Raw genomic sequence first — 13,025 nt, forward strand, 5'->3', positions numbered from 1 at the left:
GGTACTCCATCGCGGCTCGGCCGGGAGGCCGTCACGCGGCGTCGCACACCTCTCCTCCTGCGCGGAGGGTCGGGATGCGTCGGCGCGAGCCTCACCGGGACGGAAAACGGGGTGGCGCAGGTGCTGTGGTGCGTGGATCCGTCGTGCAGCCGTGCGCGGCTCTGCGGTGCGGCACAGCCTGCACGGGCGAGCTTGTTCGAGATTTCGGTCTACGGTCGGTTTACCAGACAGGATGATCGAGGGGTTGACGGTGACTCGTCAACCCTCTCGACGGGAAAAGTTTCCGACCCCGATGCGAAATTTTCGACGCTCCCACGAGGCGGATGGATCCATGAGCCGGCAAGCCGTATCGCGAACCACCTGCAGGTCTCCGGTCGACGCAAGGGCTTTCCACGCCCGGGGGGAGAAACCGTTTGCGGTCAGATCGGCGACAGGCCTTGACCGGAGGACCCCGCCTTCCTAACTTGTGGCGTCACGGAATCGGGATCACTTCGAAACTTTCGAACCCGTCCCTGCCCCGACGCGGTTGCCGCTCCGCGGTTCATCGGCGGCACCTCACCCCCACCCCAAGGAGGCCCTCTGATGTGGTTCCGCCACCCGTCCCTGATCCGTCCAAGACGCTTACTCGGCGTCCTCGCGCCTCTGCTGCTGCTGGCCACCTTCCTCGGTGCCCAGCCCGCCGAGGCCGCGACCGTGGACACCAACGCCTCGTACGTGCTGGTCAACCGCAACAGCGGCAAGGCCCTGGACGTCTACAACCTGGCGACCGGCGACGGCGCCCGCATCACCCAGTGGACCAGGAACGACCAGAACCAGCAGCAGTGGCAGTTCGTCGCTTCCGGGGACGGCTACTACCGCCTCAAGTCGCGCCACTCGGGCAAGGTGCTGGACGTCCACAACTGGTCCACCGCGAACGGCGGTTCGATCGTCCAGTGGACCGACCTGAACGCCACCAACCAGCAGTGGCGGCTGGCCGACAGCTCGGACGGCTACGTGCGGCTCATCTCGCGCCACAGCAACAAGGCCCTCGAGGTGCAGGGCGCCTCCACCGCCGACAACGCGAACATCGTCCAGTACGACGACTGGGGCGGCACCAACCAGCAGTGGCAGCTCGTCAAGGTCGGCGCCGGCACCCCCGGCTCGTGCGATCTCCCGTCGAGCTACCGCTGGACGTCGACGGGCGCGCTGGCGCAGCCCAGGCAGGGGTGGGTCTCGCTCAAGGACTTCACCGTCGCCCCCTACAACGGCAGGCAACTCGTCTACGCGACCACGCACGACACGGGGACGAGGTGGGGTTCGATGAACTTCGGCCTGTTCACCAACTGGTCGGAGATGGGCTCGGCCAGCCAGAACGCGATGTCCAACTCGACCGTCGCACCCACGCTCTTCTACTTCGCGCCGAAGAACATCTGGGTGCTCGCCTACCAGTGGGGCAGGACGGCGTTCTCCTACCGGACGTCGAGCGACCCCACCAACCCGAACGGCTGGTCGTCCGAGCAGGTGCTCTTCTCCGGGAGCATCTCCGACTCCGGAACGGGACCCATCGACCAGACGCTCATCGGTGACGGCACGAACATGTACCTGTTCTTCGCCGGCGACAACGGCAAGATCTACCGTGCCAGCATGCCGATCGGGAACTTCCCGGGCAGCTTCGGCTCGACCTCGACGGTGGTCATGAGCGACACGACGAACAACCTGTTCGAAGCCCCGCAGGTCTACAAGCTGCAGGGCCAGAACCGCTACCTCATGATCGTCGAGGCGATCGGCGCGCAGGGCCGGTACTTCCGCTCGTTCACGGCCACCAGCCTGAACGGCTCCTGGACGCCCCAGGCCGCGACCGAGAGCAATCCCTTCGCCGGCAAGGCCAACAGTGGCGCCACCTGGACCAACGACATCAGCCACGGCGAACTGATCCGCACCAGCGCCGATCAGACCATGACCGTCGATCCCTGCCATCTGCAGTTGCTCTACCAGGGACGCAGCCCCAACTCCGGCGGTGACTACGGCCTCCTGCCCTACCGTCCGGGTCTGCTGACACTGCAGCGCTGACGGCACGACGGGGTCCGGCTCCGAGGGGGAGCCGGCGTGGCGGGCCCGGCGGAAGGCCGGGCCCGCCACGCCGTGGTCGGGAAAGGACGTGCCACCCGCCGGCACGGTGAAGGACGCGCAGGGGCCTTCCTCCGGTGCGTGGACCGTGCCGCCGAGCGGAGCGGGGCGGCGGCGCACCGGGACGAGCGTGCGCTCCGCGACCGTACCGAGCGGAGCACCGCCGGCGACGGCGGCAGGGGCCGTGTGCGGCATCCCGGCGATCAGATCCGCCGTGAGCGCGGGTTCGGGGGCGCCGAGCTGCCGGGACCCGACGGGCCGACGACGGCGACACCCCCGGAGCGACGCTCAGGTCGACGTGGTCGAGGGCGGTGCCGGCGGTGTCCTTGTCCCCCGGGGGGCTGACGTCGAGCGGGCGCGGTCCACCGGAGCCCGCGGCGTCCGAGACGGCCCGGTACCCGGCTCGGTCCGCGGCCCCGCCCTGCCGGACGGACGCCGACACGCCCGGATCGGCCGAGACGGAAGCCGGCCTCGTCATGTTCGACGGGCGGGCGCCCGGTGGAGGCGTTCGCCCGTGGAACGAGGCCGCGCCCCGCTCCTGACGGACGGCGGGACAGGGGGTGCGCCCTGGGACCGGACCCACACCCTCGACATGCCGTCCCGCTCACGCCCCGCTCCCGGGCCCGGCGTCCTCGCCGGTTCCCGGTTCCGCCAGTTTCCGGTGTGCCGCCGCCTTGACGCCGTCCGGCAGCACCTTCCCCGCCGCACCCATCGCCTTGGCCTTCAGCGACCCGGTGACGGCCTTCCTCTCGCCCTTCACGATCGCCGTGAACGCCTGCTCGGCGACCTGTGCGGGGTCGTCCTTCCTCGACGTGCCCATCCGGGTGTCGTCCGCCATCCCCGCCCTTCGGAAGAAGTCCGTCTCCGTCACGCCCGGCATGAACGACGTGATCGTCACGCCCGTGCCCCGGACCTCCTCGCCCAGCGCCTCCGCGAAGGACTGCACGAACGACTTCGAGGCGTTGTAGACGCTCTGGAAGGGGCCGGGCATCATCGCGGCGACGGACGAGGTGAAGGCGATCCTGCCCGCGCCGCGCGCCACCATGGCGCGCAGCAACGGCTTGGCCAGCCGGACGGTCGCGGTGACGTTCAGATCGATGACGGCCTGGTCGTCGGCGGGGTCGGTGTCCACGAAGGCGCCGCCCCGGCCGACTCCCGCGTTGAGGGCGGCGACGTCGACCGTGAGCCCCTCGACCGCGGCGAGCAGCCGTTCCACGCCCTCGCGGGTCCGCAGGTCGGCGCGCACGGGACGTACCCGCGCGCCCGTCTCCCGCAGGCCGCGCGCGGCGGACTCCAGCCGTTCGTCCTCGGCGTTGACCACGAGGTCGTAGCCGTGCTCGGCGAACTGCCGGGCCAGTTCGTATCCGATTCCGGCGGAAGCACCGGTGATCAGGGCGAGAGGCCGTGTGTCGGTCATGCCGACCGGGTAACCCGCGGGCGAACCGCCAAGCCCGGCGACGGGGGAGGATTTTCGGCACCCCTCGACGGCCGCTGCCCCGGGCCGAGTGGAGGGAGCACGCCGCTCCGTCACCGGGTGCCGCGTCGGGGACTCGTGCCCGTCCGCGACCTCGCCCCGGGCGCAGGCGCGGACGCCACAGCGGGGGAAGGGATCCGACGACGAGGCGCCTCACCGCCGGCGGGGCCGCATCCGGCTCGTGAGGCCCGGAGGGGGCTACGTCCACGCGGGCCCGCCCGGCTCTCCCGGTGCCGACACGCTTGCGGGGTACCCGTCACCGATCACGGCATTCGCGGATCGGTGACGCGAGAGGTGGCACAACGGTGAGCACACGACGTGACACGGCCCTGGTGACGGGGGCCTCCTCCGGCATCGGCGCGGCCTACGCCGGACGACTGGCCTCCCGCGGGTGGAACACCGTCCTCGTGGCCAGGAGGGCGCAGCGGCTCGACGACCTCGCGCAACGACTGCGCGAGGTGACGGGAACCGTGGTGGAGACCCTCGTGGCCGACCTGTCCGAGCCCGACGACCTGGCGGGGGTGGCGCGGCGTGCGGCGGGCGACGACATCGGGTTCCTCCTCAACAACGCGGGGATCAACGGTTACGGCCCCTTCGCCGGGCTCGAACCGGAGCTCATGAGGAAGGTCCTCGACATCAACGTCCTCGCCGTCACCGCACTCACGCGGGCCGCGGTCCCGGCCATGCTGGAACGCGGGCGCGGCACCCTGGTCAACGTGGCCTCACAGCTGGCCTTCGCGGGCGCGCTGCCGCCGCATCCGCTGCCCGAACGCGCGGTGTACGCCGGCACCAAGGGCTACGTGGTCACCTTCACCCGCACTCTCGCCGCCGAACTGGCCGGCACACCGCTGCGGATCCAGGTGCTGTGCCCCGGACTGACCGCCACCGAGTTCCATCGGTCGCGTGGTGACACGCCCGTCCCGGGACGGGACCAGTCCGTGCACGAGGACGGCGGCATGCCCGTGGACCAGGTCGTCGACGCGTCACTGGCCGCGTTGGACACCGGCGAGGTGGTGTGCGTACCGGGGCTCGAGGACCCGGCCCCGGTCGACGGTCTGGCCGAGGCCGAACTGGCGATCCGCACGGCGGCCCGCCGGGGCAGGAGCTGACCCCGGGGGCGTCCCGCCGTGGGACACCCACCAGGAGGCCGAAGACGGATCGCTCCCGTGTCCCCGTGCCGGAGGCGTCGCAGGAGTTCCGGCGTCGCGGTGACGCCGTGCACGCGGCGGTTCCCCGTCGGTGAGGACCGCGTGCGGGCGGTGGCCGCCGAGGCGGAGCGAGCTCGGTGCCGGCCGGGCGCGGTGGTGGAGGCGGCGGACCCGGCGGCGGAACGCCAGGTCCGGTCCGGCCGGCCCGTGCGGCGCGGTGTCAGCGGGTCGCGCGGCGCCCTGGCGGAGTGAAGACGTGGAGGTCCAGGATGTCGGGCCGGGGCGCCACACCGGGACCGCCCGCGCGGGCCCATGCGACGACGTCCTCGGTCGCGTCCGGGTCGTTGACCAGTCCGAGCCAGACGGGCCGGGCACCGGCGGCGCGGCCTTCGGCGGAGGGCTGCACGACGATGACGTTGGCCTGGTCGCAGACGTCGAGGCAGTCGGAGACGCGTACGGGTGCCGCGGTGCGCAGGCGTTCGGTCTGGGCCGCGTGGTCGACGCCGGTCACCTTGGGACTGCCGCAGCAGCAGTCGCGGCACACGACGACGCGGCACGGCACGGGGCCGGTGGCCGTCGCGGTCCTCGCGTCGTCCGTCGTTCGTCCGGTCGGCGTTGCGGGCATGCGGTGCCGTCCCTCTCTCCGGGGAGATCCGCCCCGGTGGTCCGTCGAGGAGGCGACCGCGTGAGTCTCCTGGCTCTCGGGTCGATGCTTCTCCCGGCCTTCCCACCCGTTGCCGGGCAGTGGCCTGTCGGGAGTCGCTCGCCGATCACAGTGGCGGGACCGCGCCGGACTCGCACCGGCTTCCTCGTTCCGCCGTCGCCCTGTCGCCGGCCATCATCCCATTCCCCGGCGCCGTCCCGCCCGCCCCGTGCCGGCCGTCAGTCCGTCTCCTGGGCGTGCGGGGCCGTCGCGGGCGGATGGGTCGGACGGTCCCGTCCGCCGTCACGGCCCGACACCACCACGACGACCAGCCCGACGAGGACGGCTCCTGCGACGACCCGTCCGAGTCCGCGCGCCCACCAGGCCGGACGGGCCGCGCCCCCGCGCCCGCCTGGCGGGCCCAGTCGTTCGGCCCGCCGGGCCGGTCTCAGCAGGCGCAGCAACAGCAGTGCGGCGACCGGGAGTTGCAGCAGCCACAGCACGGTGCGCGGCCACTCCCCGTACCAGACGTTGGTTCCGTACAGCAGCGTGTGCCAGACGCTCAGCACGTACACGACGATCACGAAACGGTGCAGCCGTCGCCAGGTGTTCGCTCCGATGCGGTGCCGGACGTAGAACAACAGCCCCAGCGGGATCGCCAGGTACAGGGCACCCTGCCCCAGCGGGATGGCGATCCTTCCGGTTCCGGAGTCGTACCAGCCCGGCACGAAGGTGTCCGCGAAGGCCACCCACAACCGTTCCGCCCACGCCACCTTCGTCTCGTAGCGCACGAGTTCGGCCGCGAACATCAGCGCGTGCGCGGACATCAGCGCCGTCGTCGTCAGGCTCGTGGTGCGGTGCCAGCGCTCCAGTACCTGCCGGGAGACCGGCAGCCGGGCGGGGCGCGGCCCCGACAGCAGCAGGCCGAGCATGACCGTGCCCCAGGCCCACAGCAGCCCCGACCAGCCGAACGCCTGGCTGAGCAGGTACATCCAGTAGGTGCCGGGGTCGTCCATGAACGGCATGACCGCGACGGTGTCCGAGGCGCCCGACTCCATGCGCGCCCACAGGAGGGCGAACACGAGCGCCGTGACCACCACCGCCGCGGCGGCGTCGGGCAGGGCGGACCGCAGGTCGCCGCGCAGCGCGACGCGGTCACCGGGAGGCCGTCGCCGTCCGGGCGGGGCCGCCGTCCCTTCCTCGTCCGGACTCGCGTCTGACAGCATCAGGGGCCTCCCGGGCACGGACCACCGCGGCAGCGGTGCACATGTGTCGTGAGGCAACAAGTCTGGCTGAGGGGACGGCGAACCCCAGAGGCGATATCCGGTCAGAGCCGCCACGGGGACTGCTCGGTCCGCCCCGTCGGAAGGGCCCCCCGGACCGCCTGGCCGCGGGGGACGGTGTGGGAGGGAGGGGCCACACGACGCCCCTCCCGGCCCCCCGCTCCTCCCGTCCGGGCGACCGGGTCACCGATGACCGCCCCCGGCGGGGTGTCGGCACGGCACCCCGGAGGGATCCGTTCAGCGGTTGCTTCGCGCGGTCCAGACCGTGCCGCGTGCCTCGTACTCGAGCATCTCCTCCAGACCGACCGCGGCGTCCGCCCCGAGTTCGCGGCGCACCAGCCACAGGGCGAGGTCCAGCCCGGAGGTGACCCCGCCGGCGGTGATCAGGTCGCCGTCGTCGACCACGCGGGCGTTCTTCAGCACGCCGCCCTGCCGCTCCAGGTCGGCCCGCGCCCGGTGGTGGGTGGTGCAGGGGCGTCCCGAGGTCAGCCCGGCGGCGGAGAGCAGCATCACGCCCGTGCACAGCGCGCTGACGGTCAGGCCCGGGCGGGTCGCGGCGGCCAGGGCCCGCGGCAGTGAGCCTCGCCGGATCTCGGCCCACACGCCGGGATCCTCGCGGCGTGCGTACCCGCCGCCGGGGACGACGAGGAGGTCCGCCTGCTCGGGGGCCCACCCGTGGTCGACGCGCAGGCGGGTGCCGTAGGCCGCCTTGACGGTACGCGGACCGTCGAGCGCCACGTAGCGGGTCTCCACCTCCCGGTCGGTGAAGTAGCCGGATGCGGAGAACACCTCGTACGGGGCGGAGAAGTCGAGTTCCTCCACTCCGTCGAACATGACCACGTGGACGCGCAGGGGCCGGTCGTGTCCGGGGGCTTCGGGGGCGGCGGCGGCCCGGGTCGCGGCGCCGGCCGTCAGGGTCGCGGCTCCGATCGCGGTGGTGGCGTGCAGGAGGGTCCGGCGGTTCATCTCGGTCGGTGCTCCGTTTCTCGGTCGGTCGTGGGCAGGGGGATCGGCTCGTCCGCCAGGTAGGGAGGTGCCGGGTCGTACTGGAGGGCGCGGCGCACGGAGCGGGCGTGCTCGCGTCCGTGCAGGTGGCCGACGAGCCACAGGGTGCTGTCGATGCCGGCGGAGACACCCTGGCTGGTGAGCAGGTTGCCGTCGACGACATAGCGGGCGTCGCGCACGACGGTGACGTCACCGCGTTCTTCGAGCGCGTCCTCGTACTGCCGGTGCGTGGCGACCCGGCGGGCCCGGGCCGGGCCGGCGGCGTGGAGCAGGAAGGTCCCGGTGCAGACGCCGACCACCCAGGTGGCGTGCGCTGCGGTGTCGGTGAGCCAGCCGGTGACCCGCTCGTTGCGGGTCTCGGCCTCCCGGGCCCCGTGACCGCCCGGTACGAGGACGACGTCCAGCGGCGGATGGTCATCGAGTGTGCGGTCCGGCAGTACCCGCATGCCCTGGGAGCACCGGACGGGCGCGGAACGCTCGGCGAGGAGCAGGACGTCGTCCGCGCCGTCGCGCAGTCCGGAGGAGGTGGTGAACACCTCCCACGGGCCGGTGAAGTCGAGTTCCTGCGCCGAGTCGAACAGCAGGATTCCGTACGTGGTCATGCTCAGTTGCCCCAGCGCGCGGCGTCGGCCATGGTCTCCATCCGGGTCCTGTGCGGCGGTACGGACCTCTCCCGCAGGAGTTCGGACGCGAGGCTGAAGGGCGGGGCCTTCTCCGGGCGGTTGCGCGCCTGACCGGTGATCTCGTCGGTGAGGGTGGTGGCCATGGACAGCCGCGGGTAGGCGGCGTGGATCGCGGCGCCGGTGGCGTCGTCGACGCAGTCGGTGTCCCAGCCGAAGTCCATGCCGGTCCCCTGGTGCACCAGGGCGCACAGGGTGCCGCGGCGCTCGGCGATGCCCGGCGTCGTGTGCAGGGCGATGGCCTCCCACACGGCGTCGACGTCGGCGGTGGGCAGGCCCTGCGCGGTGAGGAACTCCGCGGCCGTGTCGGCGCCGTCCACCTCGAACCGCTGGTGGCGGTCACCGGCCCGCGTCAGGCCGATGTCGTGCAGGACGCAGGCCAGGAACAGCAGTTCCGGGTCGTAGTCGTGTCCCGGCTTCGCGCCTTGGTGGTCGGCGCGGAGGCGGGCGAACAGGGCGCTGCGGACGCTGTGGTTGGCGGTCGCGGTGGACTCCGTCTCGCGCACCAGGGCCAGCGCCCGGCGGGCGACGGGAGAGTCGGGAAGCGGCGGGACGCCGGCGGTCATCACGTCGTTCATGGCATAGACGATCGCCCGCCCCAACTTCCCGTGACAGTGGCAGACTTGCCTTCATGCGCGAGGAAACTGCCACCCCCGCCGCACCGCATCGAGTGGCGGTACTGGTCTTGGACGACGTACTGCCCCTGGACCTGGGCATCCCGGCCCAGGTCTTCATCGCCGTGCCCGGCGCCCCCTACCGGCTGACCCTGTGCGGACGGACCGCGCGTCCGGTCACGACCGCTGCGGGCTTCGCGGTCACGGTGACGGCCGGGCTGGAGGCCCTACGCGGGGCGGACACCGTCATCGTCCCGGGGTACGCACCGCACCTGCGGGAGCTCCCGGCGGACGTGCTCGCCGCACTGGCCGAGGCGCACGCCCGGGGCCGGCGCCTGGTGTCCATCTGCACGGGTGCGTTCGCGCTGGCGGCGGCCGGGGTCCTGGACGGCCGCAAGGCCACCACCCACTGGAAGTACGCCGACGAACTGGCCGCGCGGTACCCGACGGTGTCGGTGGACCCGCGCGTGCTCTACGTGGACGAGGGACAGGTGCTGACCTCGGCGGGCGTCGCCGCCGGCATCGACCTGTGCCTGCACCTGGTGCGACGTGACCTGGGCGCGCGGACGGCGAACGAGGTGGCGCGCGCCTTGGTCTCGGCGCCCCACCGCGACGGCGGGCAGGCGCAGTACATCAAACGGCCGCTGGCCCCCGAAGACCCCGGCGTCTCCCTCGCGGCCACCCGGGAGTGGGCCGCGGCCCGTCTGCACGAACCGCTGACGGTCCCGCAGCTCGCCGCGCACGCCCACATGGCGCCGCGGACCTTCGCCCGGCGGTTCGTCACCGAGACCGGCACGACGCCCCTGCGGTGGCTGCTCGCCGCCCGGCTCGACCGTGCCCGGGAACTGCTGGAGACCACCGGACTCGCCGTCGACCACATCGCCGACCGGTGCGGCCTGGGCAGCCCCTCCAACCTGCGGCTGCACTTCCGGCGCGTCCTGGGCACGACGCCCACCGCGTACCGGGCGGCGTTCGCCGCGACGGCACGACCGGACTCCGGCCGGGCGCGCACCACGACGGCGGTCACGACGCGGTCGTCTCCTTCGCAGCCGCTGGAGCGGGCCCCGGCGCGACGGCGATGAGCGGGTGGCGCCGTCATCTGCCGGGGACTCGTCCATCCCGTTGCCGAGGCAAGGCGTCTTCGTGGGCTGGAGCGGATCGACGTGCCGCCGGGTACGGGCTGGACCCTGTCACGCCCCGCGTTCCTGCGCCGGACGGACGAAGCGTCCGGCGTCCGGGTACCGGAGTTTCGGGGTCACCCCGGTCACGGGCTCCCCTGCGGTTTCCCACAGGGGCCGGTACTGCGGTGGACCGCAGGGCGTACGGCGGTTTACCTCGTACTCGCGGCAAGGCGACCGGCCTAGCGTTCTTTCCGCCGGGCCGGCCGGCGTCCAGGGACCGGCCCGCGCGAGCGGAAGGACGCACCATGCGAAGGAGACCGGCGACGGTACGGATCGCGCGGTGGAGCGCCACACAGTTGAATCATCCGCGCACCAGTGGGGCCGCGGAGTGCGGCGGCCCCCGATCCGGTCGCTCGCGGGATCACGCGCAGAGATCGAGGACGGAGCACACCGTGACAGAGCAGTGGGACGACGGGACTCCCGGAGTCGTCCGGCTCCCGTCAGGACGACTCGTCCGCGGGCGAGGGCTGAGGAACGGACTTCCGGAGGGCCAGGAACCGACATTGGCCGTGTACCTGACGGACCGCCGGCCCGCGGCACAGCCGTGGGAGAGCCTGTGGATCCGGTGGCGGGACTTCTGGCTGCCCTCCGACCCCGACGACGCGTTGCGCACGCTCCGGCTCGTCCATGAGCGCGGGTTCGGTGAGCGGGTCGAGGTCGCCTGCGGCGGCGGTGCCGGACGCACCGGAACGGCACTGGCCGCGATGTGCGTGATGGAGGGCATGGAACCCGGTCAAGCTGTCGACTGGGTCCGGCGGCACTACCGTTCGCGGGCCGTCGAGGTGCCCTGGCAGCGGCGGTTCATCCGCCGGGTCCACGCATCCCGCGCCTTCGGGCCCCGAGAGCCGTAACCGGGTCGCGCGGGTCGGGGCCCGGTACGGCGGACAGGATCAGGGTGGGGAACGGCGCTCCCGACCGCACCGGGAGGCCGGTCACGTCGGCCCCGTACACCGCTTCTCGGGGCGCGGCCAGGGCGGGGACCGTCTCCCCGGCCGGACTCCGCCTCGCGGGCCTCCTCCTCCGGTCAGCCCGCCGATCCGGGCGAGACCGCCGAGCGCCCGGCCAGGTTCTCGGCCTCCGGAGGCAGGTCGCCGTCGGGTCGGACGGCGAGCAGCACGAACTCGTCCGAGGTGTACCGCACCGCGATGGCCGTCCGTGGGTCCAAGCCGTCGACGGCGTGGACCGTGGCCGGCTCGTGCCCTCCCGCATCGTCGGGGTGGCCCGGTGTGTCGTCGCAGGGCGGGAACTCGGCGGTGCCGAGTGCGTCGCCCGCGGTGGAGTCGACGCCGGCCACGCCCGTGTAGGTACGGCCCCCGTACGTGGCCGTGAGCGCGCATGACCCTTCGGCCTCCCCGTCAGCGCCCTGCGCCGCACAGGCGGCCGTCAGCACGGCCGTGACCACCACCGTCACCGAGGACAACGGCGGAAACCGCAGCCGCGGCGACCTGTCGTCGTCACGTGGGAGTGACCGTGTGACCCGCATCCGTGGGGCTCCTTCCGGAGCGTGCGCGCTCCGTCTCGTCGGGCACCGCTCGATGCCTGGGGAGTTCGGGCCCCACGCGCGTCCCCCCGACCGGTTCACGGCCATGACGGAGCACGGAGCGGATGCGTTCACCCCGCTTTCGGTGTCCCGTCCCTTCGGCACGGCCTCGTCGGGAGGCCCCGGAGTGGGACGGCCCTGCGGCGCCTGCGCGATGCCTGTGCCGACGAACGCATCGCGCACGAGGAGACGGACGGACGTCTCGACCGGGTGCTCACCGCCAGGGCGCGCAGCGAACTCGCGCCGGCTCCGGCCGTGGGCGGGTGCGGCCGTGGGTCGGCCGTGGTCGTCGGCGGGCCGGTGTCAGGGGTGGCGGCGGATCTCCACCGGGCCGGTGTGCTCTATGGTGGCGTTACCTCCGGAAGGCAGGAAGACGAGCAGGTGTCCACGAAGCGAGTGCCGCGTCACGCAGCGACCACGGTCGCGCTGCGCGGTGTGCTCGCGCTGCTGGTGGCCGTCGTGGGGCTGCTGTGCCTGTTCGGCCACGCGGCCCAGCAGCGGTCGGCTCCTTCCGACGAGGTGTCCGCGTCCCGGACGGTCTCGTTCTCGTCACCGGCCGCGGCCGAGGGGACCAAGCCGTGCGGCGTGAAGCTGCTGGTGTCCGAGTCCGGCGCGCAGCACACGGGCACCGTCTCCCCACCGGCCGAGGCTTCCGCCTCGCCGCACACGGCGGACCGGGCCGACGCCTCGCCGTCCGCCTTCACCGCCTCGCTGCTCCGCGGGCCCGCGCCGCCGCCTCCGGTGGCCCCCTTCTCCGTTCTGCGGATGTAGGCCGACTCCCGTAGTCGCGTCCTCATTTCCTCTTTCCTCATCCGGAAACGGAGTCCTTCGCATGTCCTCTTCCCGGCGTTCGCTGAGCCGGGCGGGCGGAGCGCTGCGCGGGTGGCGGCCGAGGCAGTGGTGGGTGGCGGGGGCCGGCGCCCTGGCCACGGCCGTTGCCGTCGGCGTGCCCACCGATGTGGTGCCCAATCCGCTGTTCGGCCGCTCGGTCCCCGTGCAGTGGTGGAACCACCCCGTCCTGGCCCTCACCTCCGTCCTGGCCGGCATCGTGCTGAGCACGTACGTCCGTCGGCCGGACGCTCCCGTGTCCGCCGACGCGACCGGCCCGGGGGGCCGGATGGGAGCGGTCGGCGGCGTGCTGTCGTTCTTCGCCGTGGGCTGCCCGGTGTGCAACAAGCTCGTGCTGGTGCTCCTGGGAACCTCCGGAGCACTCAGCTACTGGGCCCCGGTGCAGCCGCTGCTCGCCGTCGCCTCCGTCGTCCTGCTCGCCGAAGCGGCGGTGCGGCGCCTTTCCGCTCAGGCCGAGTGCCCGGTCCCGGCTTCCGTCTGACGCCGCGGCCCGGCCTCCCCG

Annotated in this window: 13 protein-coding genes and 1 riboswitch; of the genes, 6 read left to right on the top strand and 7 right to left on the bottom strand. The window is 73.0% G+C overall.

Annotation, left to right across the window (positions count from 1 at the left end; translation table 11 throughout):
- The first annotated feature begins 582 nt into the window (after positions 1-582).
- Complete coding sequence (locus tag FHS37_RS27715) at positions 583-2,049, top strand: non-reducing end alpha-L-arabinofuranosidase family hydrolase (RefSeq protein WP_184826126.1); 1,467 nt, start codon at positions 583-585, stop codon at positions 2,047-2,049.
- Between the two features lie 661 nt (positions 2,050-2,710).
- Here the strand turns inward: FHS37_RS27715 and FHS37_RS27720 are convergent.
- Positions 2,711-3,523 (bottom strand): SDR family NAD(P)-dependent oxidoreductase, encoded by an 813-nt coding sequence (locus FHS37_RS27720; protein WP_184826128.1) that lies wholly within the window; start codon positions 3,521-3,523, stop codon positions 2,711-2,713.
- Between the two features lie 362 nt (positions 3,524-3,885).
- On the opposite strand from FHS37_RS27720, the gene FHS37_RS27725 reads away from it, so the two are divergent.
- Complete coding sequence (locus FHS37_RS27725) at positions 3,886-4,689, top strand: SDR family NAD(P)-dependent oxidoreductase (protein WP_184826130.1); 804 nt, start codon at positions 3,886-3,888, stop codon at positions 4,687-4,689.
- A gap of 259 nt (positions 4,690-4,948) precedes the next feature.
- Here the strand turns inward: FHS37_RS27725 and FHS37_RS27730 are convergent, their stop codons facing one another.
- The 5 genes from FHS37_RS27730 to FHS37_RS27750 all read right to left on the bottom strand — a co-directional run bounded on the left by FHS37_RS27730 (position 4,949) and on the right by FHS37_RS27750 (position 8,917).
- Positions 4,949-5,353 carry a (2Fe-2S) ferredoxin domain-containing protein gene (locus FHS37_RS27730; protein ID WP_184826132.1) on the bottom strand — a complete coding sequence of 135 codons (405 nt, stop codon included), beginning with the start codon at positions 5,351-5,353 and terminating at the stop codon, positions 4,949-4,951.
- 46 nt (positions 5,354-5,399) lie between these two features.
- Positions 5,400-5,577, bottom strand: a riboswitch (cobalamin riboswitch).
- Positions 5,578-5,610: 33 nt separating this feature from the next.
- Positions 5,611-6,597: a ferric reductase-like transmembrane domain-containing protein gene (locus FHS37_RS27735; protein WP_184826134.1), complete on the bottom strand. Its 987-nt coding sequence runs from the start codon at positions 6,595-6,597 to the stop codon at positions 5,611-5,613.
- 294 nt (positions 6,598-6,891) lie between these two features.
- Positions 6,892-7,620 carry a DJ-1/PfpI family protein gene (locus tag FHS37_RS27740; protein ID WP_184826136.1) on the bottom strand — a complete coding sequence of 243 codons (729 nt, stop codon included), beginning with the start codon at positions 7,618-7,620 and terminating at the stop codon, positions 6,892-6,894.
- Positions 7,617-8,261 (bottom strand): DJ-1/PfpI family protein, encoded by a 645-nt coding sequence (locus FHS37_RS27745; RefSeq protein WP_184826138.1) that lies wholly within the window; start codon positions 8,259-8,261, stop codon positions 7,617-7,619. The genes FHS37_RS27740 and FHS37_RS27745 overlap by 4 nt, the downstream gene beginning before the upstream one ends.
- A 2-nt stretch (positions 8,262-8,263) precedes the next feature.
- A complete protein-coding gene (locus FHS37_RS27750) occupies positions 8,264-8,917 on the bottom strand; it encodes an HD domain-containing protein (protein WP_184826140.1) in 654 nt (217 codons plus the stop codon).
- A gap of 53 nt (positions 8,918-8,970) precedes the next feature.
- Between FHS37_RS27750 and FHS37_RS27755 the strand changes: the two genes are divergently transcribed.
- On the top strand, positions 8,971-10,035 hold the full coding sequence (locus FHS37_RS27755; RefSeq protein ID WP_230534839.1) for a GlxA family transcriptional regulator: 1,065 nt from the start codon (positions 8,971-8,973) through the stop codon (positions 10,033-10,035).
- A 608-nt stretch (positions 10,036-10,643) separates the two neighbouring features.
- A complete protein-coding gene (locus FHS37_RS39915) occupies positions 10,644-10,985 on the top strand; it encodes a protein-tyrosine phosphatase family protein (protein ID WP_308436719.1) in 342 nt (113 codons plus the stop codon).
- A gap of 173 nt (positions 10,986-11,158) precedes the next feature.
- Here FHS37_RS39915 and FHS37_RS27765 read toward each other — a convergent pair whose 3' ends face one another.
- On the bottom strand, positions 11,159-11,617 hold the full coding sequence (locus FHS37_RS27765) for a DUF6281 family protein (protein WP_184826145.1): 459 nt from the start codon (positions 11,615-11,617) through the stop codon (positions 11,159-11,161).
- Positions 11,618-12,055: 438 nt separating this feature from the next.
- Here FHS37_RS27765 and FHS37_RS27775 point away from each other — a divergent pair, with 438 nt between their 5' ends.
- Together FHS37_RS27775 and FHS37_RS27780 are read left to right on the top strand one after the other, a co-directional pair.
- The gene (locus FHS37_RS27775) at positions 12,056-12,445 is read left to right on the top strand and encodes a hypothetical protein (RefSeq protein WP_184826393.1); all 390 of its coding nucleotides are present in this window, start codon (positions 12,056-12,058) and stop codon (positions 12,443-12,445) included.
- A 61-nt stretch (positions 12,446-12,506) separates the two neighbouring features.
- Positions 12,507-13,004 carry a hypothetical protein gene (locus FHS37_RS27780; protein WP_184826147.1) on the top strand — a complete coding sequence of 166 codons (498 nt, stop codon included), beginning with the start codon at positions 12,507-12,509 and terminating at the stop codon, positions 13,002-13,004.
- The last annotated feature ends 21 nt before the right edge of the window (positions 13,005-13,025 follow it).

The sequence above is a fragment of the Streptomyces griseomycini genome, from assembly GCF_014203535.1.
Classification (GTDB): domain Bacteria; phylum Actinomycetota; class Actinomycetes; order Streptomycetales; family Streptomycetaceae; genus Streptomyces; species Streptomyces griseomycini.